Consider the following 24204-nt stretch of genomic DNA (forward strand, 5'->3'; position numbering starts at 1 on the left):
CGACGGGTGCCGCCGTCGGCGCTCCCCACCGGCTCGGCACGGGTGGCATCCTGATCTGTATGAGCCACCCGATGAGCCTGGACGAGATCCGGCGCGCGCCCAAGGTGCTGTTGCACGACCACCTCGACGGCGGGCTGCGTCCCGAGACCGTCGTCGAGCTTGCCGAGGACGCCGGCTACACCGCGCTGCCCGAGAGCGACGCCGCCGAACTGGGGGTGTGGTTCCGCAACGCCTCGGACTCCGGGGCTCTGGAGCGCTACCTGGAAACCTTCACACATACCGTCGGGGTGATGCAGACCCGCGAGGCCCTGGAGCGGGTCGCCGCCGAGTGCGCCGAGGACCTGGCCGCCGACGGCGTCGTCTACGCCGAGGTGCGCTATGCGCCCGAGCAGCACCTGGATGCCGGCCTGTCGCTGGACGAGGTGGTCGAGGCGGTGCTGGAAGGTTTCCGCGTCGGCCAGAGTCGCGCCGCCGAGCAGGGGCGGCCGATCATCGTGGGCACGCTGCTGACGGCGATGCGCCACGCGGCCCGCTCCCGCGAGATCGCCGAGCTCGCGGTGCGCTACCGCGACGTGGGTGTGGTGGGCTTCGACATCGCCGGTGCCGAGGCCGGTTACCCGCCGACCCGCCACTTGGACGCCTTCGAGTACATGCGCCGGGAGAACGCGCACTTCACCATCCACGCGGGCGAGGCGTTCGGGCTGCCCTCCATCTGGGAGGCGCTGCAGTGGTGCGGCGCCGACCGCCTGGGCCACGGTGTGCGCATCGTCGACGACATCGACTACGCCGAGGGCGGCAAGGTCCGGATGAGCCGGCTGGCCCGCTACGTGCGCGACCAGCGGGTGCCGCTGGAGATGTGCCCCAGCTCCAACGTGCAGACGGGCGCGGCGCCCTCGATCGCCGAACACCCCATCGGCCTGCTGCGCGAGCTGCGCTTCCGGGTGACGGTCAACACCGACAACCGGCTGCAGAGCGGCACGAGCCTGTCGGAGGAGTTCGCCAAGCTCTCGTCGGCCTTCGGCTACGACTGGGACGACATGGAGTGGTTCACGGTCAACGCGATGAAGTCGGCGTTCCTGCCCTTCGACGAGCGGCTCGCGCTGATCAACGGACGGATCAAGCCGGGGTTCGCGCAGCTGAAGTGGGCGACGAGATGAAGCCGCTGTCCTCGCCGGCGTCCCGCGTCCTGGGCTGGGGCTGGGTCGCGGTCGTCGCGCTGCTGCTGGTCGACCTCGCCTTCCGCGGCAGCGGCGCCTCCAGCCTGGTGGCGGGGTCGGTGCTGCTGATCACCGTGGGTGTCGCCTATGTGCTGTGGCTGCGTCCGCGGGTGGTGCCCGGCGCCGAGGGAGTGCGCCTGGTCAACCCGCTGCGTGACACCTTCGTCCCGTGGTCGGTGTTCACCTGGGCCGACGTCACCGACGCGCTGCGCGTGCACGCGGGCGAGGACGTGTACCGCTCCTGGTCGCTGCGCGAGACCAGGCGCGCCCGGGTGCGCGAGAACCTGCGCCGCGCCGATGACGGGTCCGGCGTCGCCGCACAGGCCGACGACGACCCGCGGTCGATGCGCCCGGTCGACCACGCGGCGCGGCAGCTGCGCGAAGAGGCGCAGCGGCGCCGGGCGCAGCCCACGGCCGGTTCCGTGCCCGGCGAGGCCGCCGCTAGCGCCTCCGAGGACGCGGCGCCGGACGGCGGAGGCCGCGGCGCGCCGCGCACGCCTTCCACCGTGTGGGCGCCCGACGCCGTCGCCGCGCTCGGGATTCCGGTGTTCCTGCTGATCATGGTGCTGCTGCTGATCTGAGTCAGGCCGCGGGCCGTTCGAACGCGGCCTGGACGCACCCGGCGACGACCGGAGCGGCTCTGCGCGGGGCGGGTGCGTGCGCCGTCCGATGGGTGCGCTGCGCCCTCTGGGTCGTCCGGGACCGAGCCCTTGCGGGGGACGGGTCTGTCTCCCGCCTCTACCGGTTCCGGGGCTCTCCGTTGCTCTGGCGGACGTACAGCGTCATCGGGGGGCGTCGCGTGCGGCCGGGTCGCTCGTCGGGGGTTGACCGCGTCGCCGATCGATGGTTAGGTAAGGCATGCCTAAACGTTGATCGGTGGGACGGCGGGCTGAAGCGGATCTCCGTTCCGCCCCCAGCGGGTTAGGCGGCATGGGTCAACTGAATAGTGGCGCGCCGCCGCCGGCACGGATCGCCACCCGTGCGCCGGCGCGGGCGCACCGGTCGCGGGGACCGGTCGGCCCGCACAGCGGCGCGAAGTACCACCTGAAATGCGGCACGGGGCTCGCCACGGGGTCTGCGGGGACCTCGCTCCGCGCCGCATCCGAAGATCCCGCCGCCGGTGTGCGCGCGGTCGGCGCCCACCCCTCCCGGGCCTCGGGAGGCTGCTCGCCACGCGGGCGTCGGCACCGGCCATCGGCAGTGGGACTCATCGGACGCGCGCACCCGGCGGCCCTGCGCGGAAGAGCCGCCGGGTGCGCCGCGTCCGCGGTCGTGAGCGTTCTCGGCCGTGCCCGGACGCACCACGGGTCCGGACGCGGCGGCGCGGCCTCAGATACGCGAGAGCGTCGCGTTGAGCAGGCCGCCCAGCCGCCGAGCCCGCTGCTGGATCACATCCAGCGCCTTGAGCGAGTCGAACCGCTCGAAGACCGCCCCCATCGCGTCGTTGCTCACGACGGAGAGCCCCAGCACCTCCGCACCCATCTCCACGGCGGCGATGGTCTCCAGTGCCATGGAGCGGCCCACCAGATCGGCACCCGCCACCCGCAGCATCGCCAGCTCCGCCGGTGTCTGGAACTGCGGGCCCAGCAGCGAGGCGTAGACGCCTTCCGTCAGTGAAGGGTCGGCCTCCTGGGCCAGCGCCCGCAGCCGCGGGCTGTAGGCCTCGGTCAGGTCGACGAAGTCGGGACCCGCCAGCGGCGAGGTCGAGGTCAGGTTGATGTGGTCGCGCAGCATGATCGGCTGCCCCACCGAGAAGTCGGCGCGCAGCGATCCGGCCGCGCCGGTGAGCACGACCGTGGACGCACCGGCCGCGATGCCCGTGCGCACCGCGTGGGCGATCCGCATCGGGTCGTGCTCTTCGTAGAGATGGGTGCGGCCGCAGAAGACCGCTACCCGCTTGTCGCCGACCCGGGTGCTGCGCACCGTCGAGTCGTGGCCGGCCGCCGTGGGCGCCACGAATCCGGGAAGGTCGGTCATGTCCAGTCGGATGTCTGCGGTGCCCAGTTCGTCGGCCGCTCCCGACCAGCCCGAGCCGAGGATGACCATGGCGTCGTAGGAGTCGGTACCGGTGCGGGCCTTGAGCTCGTTCGCCGCCTGCAGGGCCAACTGCTTGGCCTGGGCGGTCCTGGTCGTTGGGCGCACTTGCGTGGATTCGCTCACATCTCAGGACAGTACCCCTGCGTAGTCGAACTCGTCCGGAACGCAACGCAGTGTGTTCGAAACCGGTCGGAACCGGTTGGCCGGCGATCGCGTCCGAGACGGGAAACCGCCGCGGCGCGCAGCGCGTAGGCCAGGATGGAAATCCGGACGCGACTCGCGGCGCGGCCCCGCCGGGGTCGATGCGCCGATCGCGCGGCAGCCCTACCCGAAAGGACGCAGACATGGCGAAGCACCGGTTGTCGGTGGTCACCTACCGCGAGGACGACGGTCGTTACGTCGCCCAGTGCCTGGAGGCCGACATCTCCAGTTTCGGCGGCACCCGCGCAGAAGCCGAGGAGATGATCACCGAGGCGCTGGAGCTCTACCTCGAAGACGAGCCGGTGCCCGCCCCGGTGAGCGACGCGGCGGTGGGCACCGTCGAGGTCGAGGTCGCCGATGGGTAGCAGGGGCGGCAAGCCGAAGTCGGGCAAGCAGCTCCTCAAGGAGTTGCAACGGGAGGGCTGGACGGTCGCGGGCGTCAAGGGCAGTCACACCAAGCTCCGCGGCCCCAACGGCAAGGGCATGGTGGTCATCCCCGTACACGGCAACGGAGACCTGCCCCGGGGCACGCAGCGCAGTATCGAGCGCCAGGTCGAGGAGGTCCGCAAGCAGCAGAACGACCAGCCGGCGACAGGCGTCCAGGACGCCCTCCGCAACAGGCAGCGGAAGACGGGCGGGAAGGCGCGCAAGGACGGGGCGGAACCCTCCGCCGGTCGGCGGCGGGATCAGAGCCCGAAGCGGTCGCGGCCGAATCGCCGGGGCGGCTGATCCGCGTTCGTCGCCGCCGGCCGCGGGCACGGTTCCGGCAGTGCGGCCGGCCGTCGCCTGCTCAGCGCCAGGCCGGAGAACACGGGCGGGAGCGCAGGTCGTCGAGGTAGAACGGGGGCGCGCCGGCCTTTTCGGCGGCATCGGCGAGCATAGCCAGGTACAGCGCCGAAGGCAGGCCGCCCTCGTAGTCGTCGAGGACGTGGGTCCAGGCGGTGGCCTCGCCCTCCAGCAGGGTGCTCGCCCGCACCCGGACGCGCGTGTAGAGGCCGAAGGCCGCGCCGGCGCTGCCGTCGACGTGGGTTTCGTCGCATTCGCCGATGTCGTAGAGGGCCGCGAAGACGCTCGCGCCGCGCTGCTCGACGATGGTCGCCAGCGCGCCGCCCCACGGCCCCGACTCCCCGCCGAACGTCAGCCGCCAGCCTTCCAGCCAGCCGGTGCCCAACAGCGGCGAGCGCGGAGCGTGCCCCGCCATCTGGTCGGGGTCGAGGTTGCAGCCGTAAGCGGCGTAGAGAGCCACGGCGACCATGCTAGACGCGGCCCTTCGCCCCCGTTGAGATTTTCGCGGCTCGGCATGGCGGACAATGGGTAGCAGGCAGACGAGAGACGTTCCAGGCGGCGGCCCGCGAGGCAGCGGCGCATCGGCGCGCCCGCCAGAAGGAGTGAAGCAGCTGTGACCAAGGTCGTGATCATCGGTGGCGGGCCGGGAGGCTACGAGGCGGCGCTGGTCGCCGCGCAGCTCGGCGCGGACGTGACGATCGTGGACCGCGACGGGATCGGCGGCGCCTGCGTCCTGACCGACTGCGTTCCCTCCAAGACCCTCATCGCCACTTCCGTGCGGTCCACCTATGTCCAGGAGGCCTCGAGGCTGGGGATCGAGATCGCCGAGGCGGACGGCCGCCCCGACGTCTCGGTCGACCTGAAGACCGTCAACGCGCGGGTGAAGCGGCTGGCCCAGGCGCAGTCCGACGACACCGCCGCGCGCGTGGTCAAGGAGGGTGTGGAGGTCATCCCGGGCGAGGCGCGCCTCGTGGACCCCAGGATCGTCGCCGTCGGGGACCGCCGCATCAGCGCCGACATCGTGCTCGTCGCCACCGGCGCCCACCCGCGGGAGCTGCCTTCGGCCAAACCCGACGGTGAGCGCATCCTGACCTGGCGCCACCTCTACGACCTGGAGGAGCTTCCGGAGAAGCTGATCGTCGTGGGCTCCGGCGTCACCGGCGCGGAGTTCGCCAACGCCTACCAGGGCCTGGGTACCGAGGTGACCCTGGTCTCCTCCCGCGAGCGCGTGATGCCCACCCAGGACGCCGACGCCGCCGAGGTGCTGGAGGGTGTCTTCCGCCGCCTGGGCATGACCGTGCTGGGCAGGACGCGCGCGGAGTCGGTCACCAACACCGGCGACGGCGTGGTGGTCACCCTCTCCGACGGCCGCACCGTCGAGGGCAGCCACTGCCTGATGACCGTCGGCATGATCCCCAACACCGCCAACATCGGCTTGGAGGAGATCGGGGTGCGCCTGGACGACGGCGGTTTCGTCCAGGTCGACCGCGTCTCGCGCACCTCGACGCCGGGCGTCTACGCGGCGGGCGACTGCACGGGGGTGAACATGCTGGCGTCGGTAGCGGCGATGCAGGGCCGCATCGCGATGTGGCACGCTCTGGGCGAGGCGGTCTCGCCGCTGAAGCTCTCCACGGTCGCCTCCACCGTGTTCACCCACCCCGAACTCGCCTCGGTGGGCGCCACCGAGGGGGAGGTCCGCAGCGGCAAGATCGACGCCCGCGTGGTCAACCTGCCGCTGGACACCAACCCGCGGGCGAAGATGACCAACAGCAAGGACGGGTTCGTCAAGCTGATCTGCCGCCAGCACACCGGCATCGTGATGGGCGGCGTCATCGTGGGTCCTCGCGCCAGCGAGCTCATCCTCGCGGTGTCGGTGGCGGTGCAGCAGCGCCTCACCGTCGACGACCTCGCGCACACCTTCGCGGTCTACCCCTCGCTTTCGGGCAGCGTCACCGAGGCGGCCCGCTCGTTGATGCAGGGTTCGCCGGAGTAGGCGGCGAGTAGGGCCGGGCGGCCCCGGCCCGGACACGCGAAAGGCCCCGGCGGGCGCGCCCGCCGGGGCCTTTCGCTGCGTGAAGGACGCGAGTGGGACCGGCTAGAAGTCGAACCCGCCGAAGTCGCCTCCGCCGAAGCCGCCGAAATCGCCGCCTCCGCCGAAGTCGCCTCCCATATCGCCGCCCATGTCACCGCCCATGTCGCCGCCGAGCATGCCGCCGCCCATCATGGACCCCATCATCGAGCCCATCATCATGCCGGTGAACATGCCCATCATCATGTCCATGCCGAAGTACCCGCCCGCGTAGGGCGCGTAGGCCGGTCCGGCGTCGTAGTAGGGCCGGCGCCGCCCGTCGACCTCGACCTGGCGGACGTCGGGGTCGCGGCCGGAGAGGACCGCCTGGGCGCACGAGGGGCAGGCCGGTACCGAGCGGTCGGTCCCGCCCGGAGGCGCCCACGTCACGTCCTGCTGCGAGGGGCCGTGCTGGGGGTTGAAGAAGCAGGGCTGGCGCCGCTCGGGCAGCGGCTCGCCGTTCATCCGGGCGCGGGTGGCGACCATGTGGTAGCGGCCGTCCTCCAGCGCGTTGGTGACCTGCTTCACCTGGTCCGGCTCGGAGATGGTGTCGAGCGTGGCCTTGGCGCGGTCGTAGGAGTCCATCGCGCGGCTGTAGTCGGTGCGCGTGTCCTCGTCGACCTTGGAGAGGTCGATCTCCAGGCCGGCGATGTCCTCGCCGAGGCGGACGACGTCCTCGTTGGCCATCTGCTTGATCTCGGCCAGCTCCTTGGCCTTCTGCTCGTCGCGGCGCTTCTTGCCGCGGTAGAGGAAGAAGCCGCCGCCGGCCACGCCGACCACCAGCAGGCCGAGCAGCATCGTCCCGAACACGTCGGAGGCGGCGTCGGCGGACTGCCGCTCCTCGACGGTGTCGGGGACGGCCACGAGGGTGTCGATCTGGCCCTCGCCCTGGGAGAGGAGCTGCTGTTCGAGCTCGTCGTTCCCCTGGGCGGTGAGTTCGGTGGAGTTGATCACCAGCTCGTCGGAGCCGGCGAGCACGGCGTAGGTGCCGTCGCCGACCTCGGGCTGGATGTCCTGGATGTAGTTGTTGACGCTGGCCTCGGAGTTGAGCGTGCCCGAGGGGAGCACGACGTAGTAGGTGGGGTTGGCCGCCGAGTCTGCGGCGTCGGCCAGCGCATCCCGTTCGGCCTGGGGCAGCTGGTCGGTGGTGATGTCGGGGTCGATGTAGACGTTGTCGTTCCGCAGCGCGTCGACGACCTCGCCCGACGCCGGGACGGAATCGGCGCTGGCGGGTGCCATGGCCGCAGCGCTGAGCCCTGCGGCGAGCAGGGCGGGTACTACCAAGCGACGCATCATGATCGTTCCTCTCGCCTCCCTCACTTGCACAGACGAACAGGAAGGCTGGAAGGTTCCCGCGGGAACCGGCGGCTGTCGGATCCAGACTACGGGCGGCCCGCCGCTGCGGCGGGCCGCCCGTCGAGCGGGTCGCAGGTGGGAGGCGTCAGGGGGCCGAACCCGTGCGGGCCGCGGCCCCGGTGCGGTCGCCGGAGGAGTCGTCACCGCCCGACGCGGCCGCGTCCTCGGCGGTGTCGGTGTCGGTCGCGGCCTCGCTCCGGGCTGCCTCGGCCGCGGCCTCCTCGGCGTCGGCCCGCAGGCCCGCGCCGGTGTCGGGAGCGACGAAGCCGTTCAGGCCGCGCGTGGCGTGGAAGCGCGCCACGTCCATGATCTTCTCGCGCTTGGCGACCAGAGCCGGCACGAACGCCTGTCCGGCGACGTTGGTGGCGGTGCGGCCCATGTCGAGAATCGGGTCGACGGCCAGCAGCAGGCCGACGCCCTCCAGCGGCAGCCCCACCGTGGACAGGGTCAGGGTCAGCATGACGGTGGCGCCGGTGGTGCCGGCGGTGGCGGCGGAGCCGATCACCGACACGAAGACGATGAGCAGGAAGTCGGTCGGGCTCAGCGGCACGCCGTAGAACTGCGACACGAAGATCGCGGCGATGGCCGGGTAGATCGCGGCGCAGCCGTCCATCTTGGTGGTGGCGCCGAAGGGAACGGCGAAGGACGCGTAGTGCCGCGGCACGCCGAAGTTGGTCTCGGCCACGCGCTCGGTCACCGGCATGGTGCCCATCGAGGAGCGCGAGACGAAGCCGAGCTGCACCGCCGGCCACACCCCGGTGAAGAACTTCAGCGGCGACAGCCCGTGCAGGCGCGCCAGCACCGGGTAGACGACGAACAGCACCAGCGCCAGCCCGATGTAGATCGCCAGCGCGAACCGGCCGAGGGCGCCCACGGTCGTCCAGCCGTAGCTGTAGACGGCGTTGCCGAGCAGCCCGATGGTGCCCAGCGGGGCCAGCCGGATAACCCACCACAGCACCTTGAGGACCACGCTCAGCGCGGAGCGGGTGAAGGCCAGGAACGGTTCGGCGGCCGACCCCACACGCACGGCCGCGACGCCGATCGCGATCGCGATGACGATGAGCTGGAGGGCGTTGAAGTCCAGGGCGGTGGTGAGGGAGCCCGCCTCCTCGGTGGTGCTTGCCGTCAGCCCGAGGAAGTTGACGGGGACCAGGCTCTCCAGGAACGCCAGCCACGAGCCCTGCGAAGAGGCGTCGGGTGCCTCGGCGGTGCCGGCGTCCACACCGCTGTTGACGCCCGGCTGGATGAGCAGGCCCAGCCCGATCCCGATGGCGACGGCGATCAGCGCGGTGATGGCGAACCACAGCAGGGTCTGCCCCGCGAGCCGGGCGGCGTTGGAGGTGTGGCGCAGGTTGGCGATGGAGGAGATGACCGCCAGCACGATGAGCGGCGGGACGATCGTGCGCAGCAGCGTCACGAACGTGGAGCCGACGGTGTCGAGGGTCAGCGCCAGCCAGTTGGGGTCCTCGGCGGTGCCGCCCAGCTGGCGGGCGACCACGCCCAGGGCGATGCCGACGACCAGAGCGGCGAGGACCTGGACGGTGAAGGGTATGCGTCGCAGTGCGGATAGCACGGTGTGACTCCCGGGTCAGGACGTGGACGGCGCCCCGCGGGTGGCGGGGTACCTCGGGGGAAGTCGGCGCTGCCGGTGGCGACCGGTGCGCCGGGACCGGGCCGGTGGAGGTCTCAGCTCCGTCGACACGCCTGCGACGCGATACGGCACAGGTCGATGTGCCGCCGCCCGGTCAGACCCCAAAGATTCGTCACGAACGAGCACAATGCCGACCATCGCCGCGTTATTCCCCGGTCGGCGCCCATTGTCACGCGGATCACACGGTGGGTGCAGGAGCGTCACAGGTCCGCCGACCCGGCGCAGGGGTGGCGGTGCGTGGCGGCGGGGCGGGTTGGGCCTGCTGTGCGGTCTTGTTGGTCTGCCGGGCGACGGGTGGCCTCACGGAAAAGCGGCGGCGACGGTGGCGGATGGCCGGGCCTGCGCCCATCGGTTCGGGTGCTCGCCGGTGGTCCGTGTGGGGGGCGGCAGCGGTCCGCTGGGCGGCCTTGTTGGTCTGCCGGGTGGCGGGTGGTCTTGCCTGGAAAGCGGCGGCGAGGGCGGCGGTGGGCCGGGCCCGGTCACCGGTTCGGGTGCTCGCCGGTGACGGTTGCGGCGGGGCGGGTTGGGCCTGCTGTGCGGTCTTGTTGGTCTGCCGGGCGACGGGTGGCCTCACGGAAAAGCGGCGGCGAGGGCGGCGGATGGCCGGGCCTGCGCCCATCGGTTCGGGTGCTCGCCGGTGGTCCGTGTGGGGGGCGGCAGCGGTCCGCTGGGCGGCCTTGTTGGTCTGCCGGGAAGCGGGTGACCTCACGGGGAACGACGGGCACCGAGGACAGCGGAGGGCTGCCCCCGCGGTCGACGGGTCGGGTGCTCGCCGGTGGCGGTTGCGGCGGGTCGGGTCTGCTGGGCGGTCTTGCTGGTCGGCCGGGCGGCGGGTGGTCTTGCCTGGAAAGCGGCGGCGAGGGCGGCGGTGGGCCGGGCCTGCGGTCGGCGGTTCGGGTGCTCGCCGGTGGCGGCGGCCAGCGGGGGCCGCCCCCCCGGGGGTGGGTATTCATCACAACACCTCCGTGCGGAGCCGGTGTTGCACTCACCCCCTGAACCCGCGTCCCTGCAGACAGACGCGGCGCGGCTTGGCCCGTCTATCGCGAACTTATGGTCGCAGGTAAGCGTATTCCGCGGCCATAAGTTCGCGATAGACGCCGGGTGAACCGGCATACCGGACATACCGGCACCGGTTGGCCGACGTGGTACCGCCGTGTTGTGGCCGGACTCGCACCGGGCGGAGGCCGCGCGGCGGGGTGCGGTCGCGGGCGCCCGCACGGCCCCGGTGGTGCGCCGGATCGGGGGCCGAGGTGGCGACGACACGTCGCTCGTGGCGCCCGAGCGCGGCCTCCGGGTGCCCCACCCCCGATGGGGTGGACTTTTGGGGGGCTATGCCCGTTTTGCGGGTGGCCTCGGCGGGCGCGGTGGCGACGAGGTGCACGAAAAGTCGACGTCAGGGGCGTTCTTTGCGCCATTCGGCGCGCCTCGTGCGCCACCGCCGCCGCAGCGCGGCTGCGAGCCCACCGGGAACTCGGGCATCAGTGGGCAAAACACCCCCCGTTCTTTCGTATCGCGGAATGACAATGCGAGGACAGCACCTCGGGGCGACACCGAGGCGGATGCCGCCGCACGTATGTGCATCTCGTGGCCCCGACCCGGCTGCCCGACCGCCGCCTCGACCGCCGCAGGCCCGGCCCCGCCGCCGTCGTCGCCGCCCCCGTCGCGCGCGCCACCGGCGGGCACCCGGCCCGTTGGGCGCGGGCCAAGCCCTCCGCCACCGTTGCCGCCGCTTTTCAGTCAAGACCACCCGCCACCCGGCAGACCACAAGGCCGCCCAGCAGACCCGAGCCGCCCCGCCGCACGCCCAACCGGCGAGCACCCGACCCGTCAACCGCAGGCCCGGCCATCCGCCGACCTCGGCGCCGCTTTTCAGTCAAGACCACCCGCCACCCGGCAGGCTGACAAGGCCGCCCAGCGGATCCGAGCCGCCCCGTCGGCTGCCGCCACCGGCGGGCACCCGACCCGTCAACCGCAGGCCCGGCCATCCGCCGACCTCGGCGCCGCTTTTCAGTCAAGACCACCCGCCACCCGGCAGGCTGACAAGGCCGCCCAGCGGATCCGAGCCGCCCCGTCGGCTGCCGCCACCGGCGAGCACCCGGCCCGTCAACCGCAGGCCCGGTCATCCGCCGACCTCGGCGCCGCTTTTCAGCCAAGACCACCCGCCACCCGGCAGACCACAAGGCCGCACAGCAGGCCGGAGCCGCCATCCCCGCCCCTGCTTCCCCGGCTCCTGCCGCCCTCACCAGCCGGCAGGAGCCGGGGGCTCACGCACGTACGGATCGGTCTTGTCATTCGTCCTTGATCTCGCAGACCACGCCGCCGTTGCTGAGGCCGTCGCCCGCGGCCACCGACAGCCCGGTGACCACGCCGGGCTTGTGCGCGGTGAGCGGCTGCTCCATCTTCATCGCCTCGATGACGACCACGGGGTCGCCCTCGGCGACGGTCTGGCCGTCCTCGGCGACCACCTTGACCACCGTGCCCTGCATCGGCGAGACCAGCGCGTCGCCGCCCGCCGCGGCCGCCGTGCCGCCGGTGCGGCCGCCGCCGCGTCGGCCGGAGCGCCCGGCGGGCTTCTTGGCCCCCGACGCCCCCGCGCCGCCGGCCGCCGCACCCAAGCCGGCGGGCAGCACGACCTCCAAGCGCCTGCCGCCCACTTCGACGGTGACCGGTTCGCGCTCGCCGGGTTCGGCCTGCTCGACGGGTTCGGAGTAGGGCTCGATGCGGTTGTCGAACTCGGTCTCGATCCAGCGTGTGAACACCGAGAACGGGGCATCGGGGGCCGCAGGCGCGAAGGCCGGGTTCTCGATCACGGCCAGGTGGAAGGGGATGGCCGTGGGCATGCCGCCGACCTCGAACTCGGCCAGTGCCCGCCGCGAGCGCTGCAGCGCCTCGGCGCGGGTGCGGCCGGTCACGATCAGCTTGGCCACCATCGAGTCGAACGCCTGCGGCACGGTGAACCCGGCCTCGCAGCCGGTGTCCACGCGCACCCCCGGGCCGCCCGGCAGGTTCAGCGCGGTGATGGTGCCCGGCGCCGGCATGAAGCCGCGGCCGGCGTCCTCGGCGTTGATGCGGAACTCGAAGGAGTGGCCGCGCAGGTCCGGGTCGCCGTAGCCCAGCTCCTCGCCGTCGGCGATGCGGAACATCTCGCGGACCAGGTCGATCCCGGCGACCTCCTCGGTGACCGGGTGTTCGACCTGCAGCCGGGTGTTGACCTCCAGGAACGAGATGGTGCCGTCGGTGCCCACCAGGAACTCGCAGGTGCCCGCGCCCACGTAGCCGGCCTCGGCCAGGATCGCCTTGGAGGAGGAGTACAGCAGCTCCACCTGCTCGGCGCTGAGGAAGGGGGCCGGTGCCTCCTCGACGAGTTTCTGGTGGCGCCGCTGCAGCGAGCAGTCGCGGGTGGAGACCACCACCACGTTGCCGTGGGTGTCGGCCAGGCACTGGGTCTCGACGTGGCGCGGCCGGTCGAGGTAGCGCTCCACGAAGCACTCGCCGCGGCCGAACGCCGCCACCGCCTCGCGCACCGCCGACTCGTAGGCGTCGGCGACCTCCTCGGCCGACCGGGCGACCTTGAGGCCGCGCCCTCCGCCGCCGAAGGCCGCCTTGATGGCGATCGGCAGCCCGTGCTCCTCGGCGAATGCCACGGCCTCCTCGGCGCCGGAGACCGGCTCGGGCGTGCCGGCTACCAGGGGCGCACCCACCTTCTGGGCGATGTGGCGGGCGGCGACCTTGTCGCCCAGCGCGTTGATCGCCGCGGGCGGGGGGCCGATCCAGGTCAGTCCGGCGTCGATGACCGCCTGCGCGAAGTCGGCGTTCTCGGCGAGGAAACCGTAGCCGGGGTGGACTGCGTCGGCGCCGGTGCGCTCGGCGACGTCGAGGATCCTGCCGATGTCGAGATAGCTCTGGGCCGGACTCGTCCCGCCCAGCGCGTGGGCTTCGTCGGCGACCTTGGCGTGCAGGGCGTCCAGGTCGGGTTCGGCGTAGACGGCCACGCTGGCGATGCCGGCGTCGCGGCAGGCGCGTGCGATGCGGACCGCGATCTCGCCCCGATTGGCGATCAGTACTTTGCGCACGGTGGGTCTTCCTCCTGATCCGGCGTCCGCGGGGGCCGCGCCGGGTTGGGACGGATCTTCAGAGCTGGTGGGCCGGCGCCGCCACCGCGGTCCCGGCCGTGGTCGGGGGCGGCCTCAGCCCGGCCGGTAGGCTCCGCGCCACGCGCCCGGACCGGGCGCGGGCGGTGTGCGCAGCGTCCGGGAGCGGTCGCGCCAGCCCGACGGGGGCGCGGGCGCCGCGCCGGCGCGGGCCCCCCGGGCGGCGCGGGCGCGCGCGGTCAGCACCGCGACCAGGGCCGCGGCCTCCTCGGGCGCGGGTTCGCCGCGGACCAGCCGCAGGAACGTCGCCGAACCCGGTCCCTGCCCGGCTGAATCGGTCGTCATCGCCTTCCCGCCTCCGCATCGGGGTGCCGCGTTCCCGTCTGTCCTCCACTGCCCGGGCGCGACGCCACCGACCGCCGGGGGGTGCCGCAACCACCGCCGGGCGCCGTCCCGCGCTTCACAGCGGAATGTTCCCGTGCTTCTTCGGCGGCAGTTGGGCGCGCTTGTTCGCCAGCGACCGCAGCGCCTTGGCCACCGAGGTGCGGGTCTCGGAGGGCAGGATGACCCCGTCGACGTAACCCCGCTCCGCGGCGGAGTACGGGTTGAGCAGGGTGTCCTCGTAGTCCTCGATCAGCTGCGCGCGTTCGGCCTCGGCGTCCTCGGCGGCGGCCAGCCTCCGCCGGTGCAGGATGTTGACCGCGCCCTGCGCGCCCATGACCGCGATCTGGGCGGTAGGCCAGGCCAGGTTGATGTCGGCGCCCAGGTGCTTGGAGCCCATGACGTCGTAGGCGCCGCCGTAGGCCTTGCGGGTGATGACGGTGACCAGCGGGACGGTGGCCTCGGCATAGGCGTAGATGAGCTTGGCGCCGTGGCGGATGATGCCGTTCCACTCCTGGTCGGTGCCGGGAAGGAAGCCCGGCACGTCGACGAAGGTCAGCACGGGCACGTTGAACGCGTCGCAGGTGCGCACGAAGCGCGCCGCCTTCTCGGAGGCGTCGATGTCCAGGCACCCCGCCAGGCTCATCGGCTGGTTGGCGACCACACCCACCGGCCGGCCCTCGACACGGCCGTAGCCGACCACGATGTTGGTGGCGAACTGTGCCTGGACCTCCAGGAAGGCGCCGTCGTCGAGGACACGCTCGACCACCCGGTGCATGTCGTAGGGCTGGTTCGCCGAGTCGGGGACGAAGGTGTCCAGCTCCCGGTCGGCGTCGGTGATCCCGTCCTCGCCGGGGGCCTCCGTCTCGGGCGGGTCCTCCAGGTTGTTGGCGGGCAGGTAGGACAGCAGGTCGCGCACGTAGTCCAGCGCGTCGTCCTCGTCGGCGGCCATGTAGTGGGCGACACCGGACTTGGCGTTGTGCGAGCGTGCGCCGCCCAAGTCCTCCATCGTTACGTCCTCGCCGGTGACGGTCTTGATGACGTCGGGGCCGGTGATGAACATCTGCGAGGTCTGGTCGACCATGACGGTGAAGTCGGTCAGCGCCGGGGAGTAGACGTGGCCGCCGGCGGCGGCGCCCATGATCAGCGAGATCTGCGGGATGACGCCGGAGGCGCGGGTGTTGCGCTGGAATATCTCGCCGTAGAGGCCGAGGGCGACCACGCCCTCCTGGATGCGCGCGCCGCCGCCCTCGTTGATGCCCACGACCGGGCAGCCGGTCTTCAGCGCGTGGTCGAGGAGCTTGACGATCTTCTCGCCGTAGACCTCGCCGAGTGAGCCCCCGAAGACGGTGACGTCCTGGCTGAAGACGGCGACGGGCCGGCCGTCCACCGTGCCGTGTCCGGTGACGACGCCGTCGCCGTAGGGGCGGGCGGCGTCGAGTCCGAAGTTGGTGGAGCGGTGCCGCGCGAAGGTGTCGAACTCGACGAACGACTCGGGGTCGAGCAGCGCGTCGATGCGCTCGCGCGCGGTCATCTTCCCCTTCGCGTGCTGCTTTTCGACTGCTCGCTCGGAGCCCGCGTGCACCGCCTCGTGCCGGCGGCGCTGCAGGTCCGCGAGCTTGCCCGCGGTGGTGTGGATGTCGATCTCGGCCGCGGGCCGCGGTTCAGGGGCTTCGGTGGCCATAACGCCTCACGATAGCCCCGCCCGTCGGCGCCGCGGTGACGTCCCCGTGGTTACCGGTCGGTAGGTGGCCTCGTGCACAGCCCTGGCTTGCACCGACGCGGATGGCGTCCGCCTGCGAACCACCGATTCGAACGCCGCCGCCGATGCGTCCGCGGGCCCCCGCGCGGGTACCCGCACCAGTGAGAAGGGGCGAACGCGATCCCCGGCCCGGGCGACCTTGTTCCGGCCTGCCGCCGGGGCCGCGCCCAGGGGCGATGCCGGACCGGCAGTCCCCGTTCAACAATGGTTCAGACCAATCTGGGTAAGGTCGTGCACATGACAGCGGTAAGCGCGGAACGCGACAGTGCTCGCCAGGAGATGCCCGACCAGTTGCGCGGCGACGTGCGGCTCCTGGGCGAGATGCTCGGAACGGTCCTGGCCGAAAGCGGCGGAGAGGACCTTCTCGCCGACGTCGAGCGGCTGAGGCGCGCCGTCATCGGCGCCCGGGACGGCTCGGTCGACGGCGAAGAGATCACCCGGCTGGTGGCATCCTGGCCGCTGGAACGCGCCAAACAGGTGGCCCGCGCCTTCACCGTCTACTTCCATCTGGCCAACCTCGCCGAGGAGCACCAGCGCATCCGCGCCCTGCGCGAGCGCGACGACGCCGACCACCCGCCGCGCGAGTCGCTGGCCGCGGCCGTGCGCGCCGTCCGCGACAGCGCCGGCGAGGACGCGCTGCGCGAGCTGGTGGACGGCATGGAGTTCCACCCGGTGCTGACCGCCCACCCCACCGAGGCCAGGCGCCGCGCGGTCTCCACGGCCATCCTGCGTGTCAGCGGCCAGCTGGACCGGATGCACGGCTCCCATCCCGGCAGCAGTGCCGAGGCCGAGGCCAAGCGGCGCATGTTGGAGGAGGTCGACCTGCTCTGGCGCACCTCCCAGCTGCGCTACACCAAGCTCGACCCGCTGGACGAGGTGCGCACCGCGCTCGCCGCCTTCGACGAGACCATCTTCCAGGTCGTCCCGGAGATCTACCGGTCCCTGGACGCCGCCATCGACCCCGAGGGCACCGGCCGCGAACCCGCCCGCGCCCGCCCGTTCGTGCGCTACGGCAGCTGGATCGGCGGCGACCGCGACGGCAACCCGTTCGTCACCCACGACGTCACCCGCGAAGCCATCTCGATCCAGTCCGACCACGTGCTGCGCGCCCTGGAAAACGCTTGCGGCCGCATCGCGCGGACCCAGACCGCTTACGGCAACCTCACCCCGGCGAGCGCCGAGCTGCGCGACGCGCTGGCGGCGGCCGAGGCCGGCTATCCGCGGACCATGGCAGAGATCACCAAGCGCTCGCCCAACGAGCCGCACCGCCAGGCGCTGCTCTTCGCCACCGAGCGCCTGCGCGCCACCCGCGAACGCGACGCCGACCTGTCCTACTCCGGTCCCGACGAGTTTCTGGCCGACCTGCGCCAGGTCCAGGACTCGCTGGCCCGAGCCGGAGCCGACCGCCAGGCCAACGGCGAGCTGCAGCACCTGATCTGGCAGGCCCAGACGTTCGGCTTCCACCTCGCCGAACTGGAGATCCGCCAGCACAGCGAGGTGCACGCGCAGGCGCTGCGCGAGCTGCGGGCCGGCGAGGAGCCCTCGGAGCGCACCCAGGAGGTGCTGGCCACCCTGCGCGTGGTGTCCTGGATCCAGGAGCGCTTCGGCGTCGAGGCGTGCCGCCGCTACATCGTCAGCTTCACGCGCTCGGCCGACGACATCGCGGCCGTCTACGAGCTGGCCGACTACGCCATGCCCAGCGGGCAGGCGCCGGTACTCGACGTCATCCCGCTGTTCGAGACCGGCGCCGACCTGGAGGCGTCGCCGCACGTGCTGGACGGCATGCTGGAGCTGCCGCGGATGCGGGAGCGCCTGGAGCACACCGGACGGCGCATGGAGGTGATGCTGGGCTACAGCGATTCCGCCAAGGACGTCGGCCCCGTGAGCGCCACCCTGCGCCTCTACGACGCCCAGGCCCAGCTCACCGCCTGGGCCGAGCGCAACGGGGTGCGGCTGACGATGTTCCACGGCCGCGGCGGGTCCCTGGGGCGCGGCGGCGGCCCGGCGAGCCGGGCGCTGCTCGCTCAGGCCCCCGGCTCGGTGGCGGGCCGGTTCAAGGTCACCGAGCAGGGCGAGGTCATCTTCGCCCGCTACGGCCAGCGCGCCATCGCCCACCGCCACATCGAGCAGGTCGGCCACGCGGTGCTGCTGGCCAGTACCGACGAGGTGCAGGACCGGGCCCGCGCGGCGTCGGCGAAGTACCGCGAGCTGGCCGACCGGATCGCCGAAGCCGCCCACGGCGCCTACCGCGCGCTGATCGACGCCGAGGGCTTCGCCGAGTGGTTCTCGCGGGTCAGCCCGTTGGAGGAGCTGGGCGAGCTGCGGCTGGGTTCACGCCCCGCGCGGCGCAGCGCCGCGCGCGGACTGGACGACCTGCGCGCCATCCCGTGGGTCTTCGCCTGGACCCAGACCCGGGTGAACCTCCCGGGCTGGTTCGGCCTGGGCACCGGGCTCGGCGCGGCCGGCGCACCGGACGAGCTGCAGGCCGCCTACAACGAGTGGCCGCTGTTCTCGTCGCTGCTGGACAACGCCGAGATGAGCCTGGCCAAGACCGACCGCACCGTCGCCGAGCGCTACCTCGCCCTGGGCGGCCGCCCCGAGCTGACCGAGCTGGTGCTCGACGAGTACGACCGCACCCGCGACCTCGTGCTCAAGGTGACCGGGCACCACCGGCTGCTGGAGAACCGCAGTGTCCTCTCGCGCGCCGTGGATCTGCGCAACCCCTACGTCGACGCGCTGTCCCACCTGCAGCTGCGGGCGCTGGAGGCGCTGCGCGGCGAGGAGGCCGAGGCGCTGTCGGAGGAGGACGAGCGCCACCTGGAGCGGCTGCTGCTGCTGACGGTCAACGGTGTGGCCGCCGGGTTGCAGAACACCGGCTGAGCCCGCCCGCCCCCGGTCGGCGCTTCCGTTCGCGCCCCGCGCCTCCCGCCGACCCGCGGCGGGCCGGGGCGCACCGGCGTACGCGCGCGGCGGCCGGGGGCGGTTGAATGGTGTCATGACCGCACCGACCGAATCCGCGGGCGGCGCTTCGGGCGCCCCGCACCGGCCGCCGCTGCGCAGCGAGGAGCTGGCGGACGCCCTGATCCGCCCCGGCGGGCTGTGGCGTTCCGTCGACGTTCTGGCGGAGGTCGGCTCCACCAACAGCGAGCTGCTCGACCGGGCGCGGCGCGGCGAGCCCGGCGGCGCCGTGCTGGCCGCCGATCACCAGACCGCCGGGCGGGGGCGGCTGGCCCGCGGCTTCGCCACCCCCGCGCGGGCGGCGCTGACCGCCTCGGTCCTGGTGCGGCCCGAGACCCCGCCGACGCGGCTGGGCTGGCTGCCGCTGCTGATGGGGGTCTGCGCGGTCCGCGCCCTGCGGCGGTGCGCGGACGTCGCCGCCGTGCTGAAATGGCCCAACGACGTCCTGGTCGCGGGCAGCGAGCACAAGCTCGCGGGGATCCTCTCCGAGGCCGCCTTCCCCGCACCGGGCGCAAGCGGCGGCGGTACCGGCGTCGTCATCGGCATCGGGCTCAACGTTTCTCAGCGCCGCGACGAGCTGCCCGTCGAGACGGCCACGTCGCTGGCGCTCTGCGGCGCCGGCACCGACCGCGCGGAGTTGGCCGTGGCGCTGCTGGAGGAGTTCGCGGACGCCTACACCGCATGGGCGGCCGCCGGCGGCGACGCCGGGCGCTCGGGCCTGGCCGGGGAGTACGGGTCCTCCTGCGGCACGCTGGGCCGCCGTGTGCGCGTCCACCTGCCCGGCGGGGGCGAACTGCTCGGCGAGGCCGCCGGGATCGACGACGCGGGTCGCCTGACCGTCCGCGACGCCGCGGGTGCGGAGACCGCGCACAGCGCCGGAGACATCGTGCACCTGCGTCCGGAGTGAGTACCGCGGTCGGCAGCCGCCGTTCGCACCGGCCCTTCGCCACTTTTTGAATGCCTTCGGTTATTAATTGATCACTCCCGGTTACTTTCTGCGGGAGGTGGTCAGAGTCACCGTTGCATCCGGATCCCGCCCCGGGTGCCGGTCGGGACCAGACCCGGTCGAAGCAGAGGGGAGATCCGTCCCATGGGCCGAGTATCCGATCCGAGGCCGTCCGCCGTCCCGGCCGTCCGGCGCCGCGCCGCCGCGGCGCTCGCGGGTGCCTGCTGCGCGCTCGTCCTGTGCCCGTCCGCCGCCGACGCCGATCCCGGGCCGCCGGAGCCGCCCGCGCCGCCCGGGGCTGCCGTGATCGGACGGCCGAGCGTGCCGGATGCCGCCTTCCCCGAAATCCCGGTGCCGCCCGCTTTCGGCCCGCCGGGAACCGCGTCGCCCGGTGCCCCGGGGACGGCGGAGAACGGGCCGAGCGAGCCGCGGCGCCGCGACCGGGCCGACGCGCTGGCGCGGCGGGTCAACCGGTCCCACACCGCGGCCGGGTGCGCCCGCCTGCGCCGCGACGCCCGGCTGGACTCCGCGGCGCGCAAGCACTCCCGCGACATGGCCGAGCGGGGAGTGCTCAGCCACACCGGCGGAAACGGGGACTCTCCCGGCGACCGGGCCGCGGCCGAGGGCTACGCGAAGTGGTCGGGCGAGCTGATCGCCGTGGGCCAGCGCAGCGCCGGCGAGACCGTGCGCGACTGGCGGCACAGCTCGGGTCACCGCCGCATCATGCTCGACTGCGGCCACACCGAGCTGGGCACGGGCGTCGTCGAGCGCGGCGGGCGGCTCTACTGGACGCTGGAACTGGGGCGGGCGTGAGCGGGCGCGCTGTGCGGCGGTCCCGGGATGCCGACCGGGCGGCGCCACCCCGCCGGGGAGGGGGAACCCGGCTACGCGAACCGCGGGCATGGCGGTACGGCGGCGGTACGGCACCCGCCGGAGCTTGAGGGCAGCGCCTGAGCGGGGGCGAAGCGCGGCGGGGTGTTCCTTGACGCGCACCGCCCCCACGTACTAAACCGACAGTGATACGCGGGTGACGTCCCCTCAGCCCGGCCGCAGCCGCCTTCCCCGCAGCACCGACCTCCAACACGAGAGTTGCCATGTCGTCGCGTCCCGACCCATCGGAGATCGAAGCCGTCCTGCTCGGTGGCGAGGCGCGCTACACGCGCGAGGAGGCCGTACAGCTGGCCGGAGCCGACGGCGACTTCTCCAAGCGGGTGTGGCGCGCGCTGGGTTTCGCCACGCGCGGTGAGGACGCCGTCGCCTTCACCGACGGCGACGTCGAGGCACTGCGCATCACCTCCGAGCTGATGAAGAACGGCGTGCTCGACGAGGACGCGGCCATCCGGTTGGCCCGCGCGATGGGCCAGACCATGGCCCGGCTCGCGGAATGGCAGACGAGCATCCTCTCCACGCTTTCCCACGCCCCGGAGAAGAGCACCGACGAGGAACCGCACGGTCCGCTGGTGGGCTTCTCCCAGGAGCTGATGCCCGACATCGAGAGCCTGCTGCTCTACATCTGGCGCCGCCAGCTGGCCGCCTCGGTGGCGCGCCGCATCGCGTTCCTGCGCAGCAGCGAGGACGCGGCTCCCACCTACTTCCCGCTGGCGGTCGGCTTCGCCGACCTGGTGTCCTTCACGACGCTCAGCCGCGAACTCGACGAGGTCGAGCTCGCCGAGGTGGTGGAGGGGTTCGAGTCCACCGCCACCGACATCGTCGCCTCGGGCGGCGGCCGCGTGGTCAAGACGCTGGGCGACGAGATCCTCTACGTCGCCAACACCGGCGCCCAGGCGGCCGAGATCGCGCTGCAGCTGGCCGACGGCGTCAAAACCCACATCGAGGTGCCCGACGTGCGGGTCGGCCTGGCCTACGGCCCGGTGCTGGCGCTGCTGGGCGACGTGTTCGGCACCACCGTCAACCGCTCGTCGCGGCTGACCTCGTTCGCCCGCCCCGGCACGATCCTCATCGACGACGCGCTCGCCGAGCTGCTGCGCGACGATCCCGCTCTGCAGGTGGTCGCGGTGCGGGCGCGCCACGCCCACGGGTTGGGCCAGCTGCAGCCCTACGCGCTGCGGCGCAGCTTCGAGCCCGCCGGGCCCGAAGCCTGACCCGGCGGCCGCCGGCCGCCGGGCCCTGCGGGTCAGCCCTGGTCGCCGCGCAGGTAGGAGGCGGCGTCGCGGGCGCGGGCGAGGAGGTCGTCGGGGTCGTCGCCGACCACGTCGACGTGGCCGATTTTGCGTCCCGGGCGCACCTCCTTGCCGTAGAAGTGCACCTTGACCTCGGGGTCCTTGGCCATGACGTGGATGTAGCGCCCGTAGACGTCGGGGTCCCCGCCGCCCAGCACGTTGGCCATCACCGTGTAGGGCGCGGTGGCGCGGGGCGAGCCCAGCGGCAGGTCCAGCACGGCGCGCAGGTGCTGCTCGAACTGGGAGGTGCGGGCGCCGTCCATGGTCCAGTGGCCGGAGTTGTGCGGGCGCATGGCGAGTTCGTTGACGACCACGCCGTCCGCCGTCTCGAACAGCTCCACGGCGAGCAGGCCGACGACGTCCAAGGCGTGGGCGAGGTCGATCGCCAACTGCTGGGCGGCGGTGGCCTTGTCGTCGTCCAGCCCGGGTGCGGGGGCGACGACCTCGTGGCAGACGCCCTCGCGCTGGACGGTCTCGACGACGGGGTAGACGGCGAGCTGACCGTAAGGGGACCGGGCGACCTGCACCGCCAGTTCCCGGCGGAAGGCGACCTTCTCCTCGGCCAGCAGCTGCACGCCGTTCTCCTCGGCGCGCTGCAGCACCTCCAGCGCCTCTGCGCTGTCGCCGACGACCCACACGCCCTTGCCGTCGTAGCCGCCGCGCGCCGCTTTGAGGACGAGCGGCCAGCCGGTCTCGGCGCCGAAGGCCTCGATCTGGCCGATCGCGCTCACCGCGCGCCAGCGCGGGCAGGGGACCCCCAGCTCCGCGGCGCGGGTGCGCATGCGCAGCTTGTCCTGGGCGTGCCGGAGTGCACCGCGGCCGGGCCGCACCACGGCGCCGCCGTCCTCGATCTCGCGCAGCACGGGCTCGGGGACGTGCTCGTGGTCGAAGGTCAGCACGTCGCAGGACTTGGCGAATGCCGAGATGTCGGCGAGTCCGCGGTCGTCGCCCAGGTGGACGTCTCCGCACACCCGCGCCGCGCTGTCGGACGGCGACCCCGCCAGCACGCGGAAGTCCACGCCCAACGCGATCCCCGCCTGGTGGGTCATGCGGGCCAGCTGCCCGCCGCCGACCATCCCCACGCGGGGGACGGGCCGTTTATGCTCGCTCACTGTTCCTCGACTCGTCGACGACTGCAACGTAGGGGTGCTCGAAGGGCGGGGAGTAGGCTGGCACAGCACCCAGCGGCGCCCCACGGAATTCTAGTGACCACCTGGGCAAGGAGCGGATTCCCCCTATGCGACCGATGAACAGGCTGCCCCGATGGCTGCCCCGGCTGGTCCGCGAACTGGCCAAGTTCGGCACGGTCGGCGGGGTGGCCTATGTGGTCCAGCTGGCGGCGACCAACGTGCTGTGGCTGGTGTTGGACGCTCCGCCGCTGGTGGGCCAGGCGCTGGGGGTGCTGATCGCCACGGTCGTAGCCTTCCTCGGCAACCGGTTCTGGACGTTCAGCCATCGGGCGCGCACCGGCCTGGCTCGGGAGTACGCGCTGTTCTTCGTGCTCAACGCGGTGGGGCTGGGCATCCAACTGGCGACGCTGGGTACCTCGGTCTACATCCTCGGCCTGGACGGCCCGCTCGCGCAGAACATCGCCGGCAACGTCATCGGCGTGGGCCTGGGCACGCTGTTCCGGTTCTGGTCCTACAAGCGGTGGGTCTTCCCGGCGCCGTCGGAGCCCGCGCAGGATGTCGAAGGCGGGGTGGCCGCTTCGGCGCGCCAGCCCGAACCCTCTTGAGGCGGGGCGCGCGGGATAAATTCTCGGCATCCTCGGGTAAAGGATTCTTGTAGCGCGGAGAATTGGCACCGTTTGTCCGTTGTGTGGCGAGCGTGCTTTCGGGCGACCCTCACCTTTACGGCGCGCATCATAGGGAAATACGTGCCGACGTTTTACGATCAGCCCTATGACCTGCGTTTTGCTGGCCGAAGACGATACGTCGATCTCCGAGCCCCTCGCGCGCGCACTCCGGCGTGAAGGATACTCCGTCGATGTGACAGTCAACGGCAATGAGACCCTCGACCGCGCCCGTGTGGGCGACATCGATCTGATGGTCCTCGATCTCGGCTTGCCCGAAATGGACGGTTTGGAGGTGGCCCGTCGGCTGCGCACCGAGGGCCACGGCACACCGATCCTCATCCTGACCGCGCGCGCGGACGAGGTCGACACCGTGGTGGGACTCGACGCGGGCGCCGACGACTACGTCACCAAGCCGTTCCGCCTGGCCGAGCTGCTCGCCCGCGTCCGCGCCCTGCTGCGCAGGGGAGGCGCCGAGGTCCCGGTCGTGCACGGGGTCCGCATCGACAACGACTCGCGGCGCGCCTGGATCGGAGACCGCGAGCTGCAGCTCACCACCAAGGAGTTCGACCTGCTGCGGGTCCTGGTGCGCGACGCCGGCAAGGTGGTCACCCGCGAGCAGATAATGCGCGAAGTGTGGGACACCAACTGGTGGGGATCCACGAAGACGCTGGACATGCATATATCGTGGCTGCGTCGCAAGCTCGGCGACGACGCGAACCAGCCGTCCTACATCACCACCGTGCGGGGTGTCGGCTTCCGGTTTGAGCGCGATTAG

20 protein-coding genes are annotated in these 24204 nt (G+C 72.6%); 11 read left to right on the forward strand and 9 right to left on the reverse strand.

All coding sequences use genetic code 11. The features are described 5' to 3' along the window. Positions 1 to 59 precede the first annotated feature (59 nt). Complete coding sequence (locus EKD16_RS03015) at positions 60 to 1157, forward strand: adenosine deaminase (protein WP_131096986.1); 1098 nt, start codon at positions 60 to 62, stop codon at positions 1155 to 1157. Continuing rightward, entirely contained in the window at positions 1142 to 1798 is a 657-nt protein-coding gene (locus tag EKD16_RS03020; RefSeq protein WP_131096987.1) for a PH domain-containing protein, read from the forward strand. The genes EKD16_RS03015 and EKD16_RS03020 overlap by 16 nt, the downstream gene beginning before the upstream one ends. A gap of 748 nt (positions 1799 to 2546) precedes the next feature. Here the strand turns inward: EKD16_RS03020 and EKD16_RS03025 are convergent. Beyond that, a complete protein-coding gene (locus EKD16_RS03025; protein WP_131096988.1) occupies positions 2547 to 3377 on the reverse strand; it encodes a purine-nucleoside phosphorylase in 831 nt (276 codons plus the stop codon). Positions 3378 to 3598: 221 nt separating this feature from the next. On the opposite strand from EKD16_RS03025, the gene EKD16_RS03030 reads away from it, so the two are divergent. Both EKD16_RS03030 and EKD16_RS03035 read left to right on the forward strand, forming a co-directional pair. Further along, on the forward strand, positions 3599 to 3820 hold the full coding sequence (locus EKD16_RS03030; protein WP_131096989.1) for a type II toxin-antitoxin system HicB family antitoxin: 222 nt from the start codon (positions 3599 to 3601) through the stop codon (positions 3818 to 3820). Then, entirely contained in the window at positions 3813 to 4184 is a 372-nt protein-coding gene (locus tag EKD16_RS03035) for a type II toxin-antitoxin system HicA family toxin (protein WP_131096990.1), read from the forward strand. Before EKD16_RS03030 ends, EKD16_RS03035 begins: the two co-directional genes overlap by 8 nt. 61 nt (positions 4185 to 4245) lie before the next feature. Here EKD16_RS03035 and EKD16_RS03040 read toward each other — a convergent pair whose 3' ends face one another. Continuing rightward, positions 4246 to 4710, reverse strand: a complete 465-nt coding sequence (locus EKD16_RS03040; protein WP_449457101.1) for a gamma-glutamylcyclotransferase — start codon at positions 4708 to 4710, stop codon at positions 4246 to 4248. Positions 4711 to 4854: 144 nt separating this feature from the next. On the opposite strand from EKD16_RS03040, the gene EKD16_RS03045 reads away from it, so the two are divergent. Further along, a complete protein-coding gene (locus EKD16_RS03045) occupies positions 4855 to 6234 on the forward strand; it encodes an NAD(P)H-quinone dehydrogenase (protein ID WP_131096992.1) in 1380 nt (459 codons plus the stop codon). 102 nt (positions 6235 to 6336) lie between these two features. Here EKD16_RS03045 and EKD16_RS03050 read toward each other — a convergent pair whose 3' ends face one another. The 6 genes from EKD16_RS03050 to EKD16_RS03075 form a co-directional block, all read right to left on the reverse strand. Next, positions 6337 to 7605, reverse strand: a complete 1269-nt coding sequence (locus EKD16_RS03050; RefSeq protein WP_207391417.1) for a chemotaxis protein CheA — start codon at positions 7603 to 7605, stop codon at positions 6337 to 6339. A gap of 145 nt (positions 7606 to 7750) precedes the next feature. After that, positions 7751 to 9238, reverse strand: coding sequence for a dicarboxylate/amino acid:cation symporter (locus EKD16_RS03055; RefSeq protein WP_131096993.1), 1488 nt, complete (start codon positions 9236 to 9238; stop codon positions 7751 to 7753). 113 nt (positions 9239 to 9351) lie between these two features. Beyond that, on the reverse strand, positions 9352 to 9483 hold the full coding sequence (locus EKD16_RS26575) for a putative leader peptide (protein WP_394347335.1): 132 nt from the start codon (positions 9481 to 9483) through the stop codon (positions 9352 to 9354). Between the two features lie 2121 nt (positions 9484 to 11604). Next, a complete protein-coding gene (locus EKD16_RS03065) occupies positions 11605 to 13389 on the reverse strand; it encodes an ATP-binding protein (protein ID WP_131096994.1) in 1785 nt (594 codons plus the stop codon). A gap of 114 nt (positions 13390 to 13503) precedes the next feature. Further along, positions 13504 to 13752: an acyl-CoA carboxylase epsilon subunit gene (locus EKD16_RS03070; protein WP_131096995.1), complete on the reverse strand. Its 249-nt coding sequence runs from the start codon at positions 13750 to 13752 to the stop codon at positions 13504 to 13506. A gap of 115 nt (positions 13753 to 13867) precedes the next feature. Further along, positions 13868 to 15472 (reverse strand): acyl-CoA carboxylase subunit beta, encoded by a 1605-nt coding sequence (locus EKD16_RS03075; protein WP_131096996.1) that lies wholly within the window; start codon positions 15470 to 15472, stop codon positions 13868 to 13870. 357 nt (positions 15473 to 15829) lie between these two features. Here EKD16_RS03075 and EKD16_RS03080 point away from each other — a divergent pair, with 357 nt between their 5' ends. The 4 genes from EKD16_RS03080 (at position 15830) to EKD16_RS03095 (ending at position 21556) form a co-directional block, all read left to right on the forward strand. Continuing rightward, positions 15830 to 18430 carry a phosphoenolpyruvate carboxylase gene (locus tag EKD16_RS03080; protein ID WP_278248938.1) on the forward strand — a complete coding sequence of 867 codons (2601 nt, stop codon included), beginning with the start codon at positions 15830 to 15832 and terminating at the stop codon, positions 18428 to 18430. Positions 18431 to 18545: 115 nt separating this feature from the next. After that, the gene (locus tag EKD16_RS03085) at positions 18546 to 19415 is read left to right on the forward strand and encodes a biotin--[acetyl-CoA-carboxylase] ligase (protein ID WP_131096997.1); all 870 of its coding nucleotides are present in this window, start codon (positions 18546 to 18548) and stop codon (positions 19413 to 19415) included. Positions 19416 to 19775: 360 nt separating this feature from the next. Beyond that, positions 19776 to 20267 carry a CAP domain-containing protein gene (locus tag EKD16_RS03090; RefSeq protein WP_165498483.1) on the forward strand — a complete coding sequence of 164 codons (492 nt, stop codon included), beginning with the start codon at positions 19776 to 19778 and terminating at the stop codon, positions 20265 to 20267. A gap of 281 nt (positions 20268 to 20548) precedes the next feature. Beyond that, positions 20549 to 21556 carry an adenylate/guanylate cyclase domain-containing protein gene (locus EKD16_RS03095; RefSeq protein WP_131096999.1) on the forward strand — a complete coding sequence of 336 codons (1008 nt, stop codon included), beginning with the start codon at positions 20549 to 20551 and terminating at the stop codon, positions 21554 to 21556. 32 nt (positions 21557 to 21588) lie between these two features. Here EKD16_RS03095 and EKD16_RS03100 read toward each other — a convergent pair whose 3' ends face one another. Beyond that, entirely contained in the window at positions 21589 to 22746 is a 1158-nt protein-coding gene (locus EKD16_RS03100; RefSeq protein ID WP_131097000.1) for a 5-(carboxyamino)imidazole ribonucleotide synthase, read from the reverse strand. Between the two features lie 125 nt (positions 22747 to 22871). On the opposite strand from EKD16_RS03100, the gene EKD16_RS03105 reads away from it, so the two are divergent. Both EKD16_RS03105 and EKD16_RS03110 read left to right on the forward strand, forming a co-directional pair. Beyond that, entirely contained in the window at positions 22872 to 23369 is a 498-nt protein-coding gene (locus EKD16_RS03105) for a GtrA family protein (protein ID WP_131097001.1), read from the forward strand. Between the two features lie 166 nt (positions 23370 to 23535). Beyond that, on the forward strand, positions 23536 to 24204 hold the full coding sequence (locus tag EKD16_RS03110) for a response regulator transcription factor (protein ID WP_131097002.1): 669 nt from the start codon (positions 23536 to 23538) through the stop codon (positions 24202 to 24204).

This window comes from Streptomonospora litoralis (assembly GCF_004323735.1).
Taxonomy (GTDB): Bacteria; Actinomycetota; Actinomycetes; order Streptosporangiales; family Streptosporangiaceae; genus Streptomonospora; species Streptomonospora litoralis.

Excerpts from the sequence above, each read along its gene's own strand:
- EKD16_RS03015 (WP_131096986.1), top strand. The coding sequence starts at position 60 with ATGAGCCACCCGATGAGCCTGGACGAGATCCGGCGCGCGCCCAAGGTG.
- EKD16_RS03030 (WP_131096989.1), top strand. The coding sequence starts at position 3,599 with ATGGCGAAGCACCGGTTGTCGGTGGTCACCTACCGCGAGGACGACGGT.
- EKD16_RS03035 (WP_131096990.1), top strand. The coding sequence starts at position 3,813 with ATGGGTAGCAGGGGCGGCAAGCCGAAGTCGGGCAAGCAGCTCCTCAAG.
- EKD16_RS03040 (WP_449457101.1), bottom strand. The coding sequence starts at position 4,710 with ATGGTCGCCGTGGCTCTCTACGCCGCTTACGGCTGCAACCTCGACCCC.
- EKD16_RS03050 (WP_207391417.1), bottom strand. The coding sequence starts at position 7,605 with ATGATGCGTCGCTTGGTAGTACCCGCCCTGCTCGCCGCAGGGCTCAGC.
- EKD16_RS26575 (WP_394347335.1), bottom strand. The coding sequence starts at position 9,483 with ATGGGCGCCGACCGGGGAATAACGCGGCGATGGTCGGCATTGTGCTCG.
- EKD16_RS03070 (WP_131096995.1), bottom strand. The coding sequence starts at position 13,752 with ATGACGACCGATTCAGCCGGGCAGGGACCGGGTTCGGCGACGTTCCTG.
- EKD16_RS03075 (WP_131096996.1), bottom strand. The coding sequence starts at position 15,472 with ATGGCCACCGAAGCCCCTGAACCGCGGCCCGCGGCCGAGATCGACATC.
- EKD16_RS03080 (WP_278248938.1), top strand. The coding sequence starts at position 15,830 with ATGCCCGACCAGTTGCGCGGCGACGTGCGGCTCCTGGGCGAGATGCTC.
- EKD16_RS03085 (WP_131096997.1), top strand. The coding sequence starts at position 18,546 with ATGACCGCACCGACCGAATCCGCGGGCGGCGCTTCGGGCGCCCCGCAC.
- EKD16_RS03095 (WP_131096999.1), top strand. The coding sequence starts at position 20,549 with ATGTCGTCGCGTCCCGACCCATCGGAGATCGAAGCCGTCCTGCTCGGT.
- EKD16_RS03105 (WP_131097001.1), top strand. The coding sequence starts at position 22,872 with ATGCGACCGATGAACAGGCTGCCCCGATGGCTGCCCCGGCTGGTCCGC.
- EKD16_RS03110 (WP_131097002.1), top strand. The coding sequence starts at position 23,536 with ATGACCTGCGTTTTGCTGGCCGAAGACGATACGTCGATCTCCGAGCCC.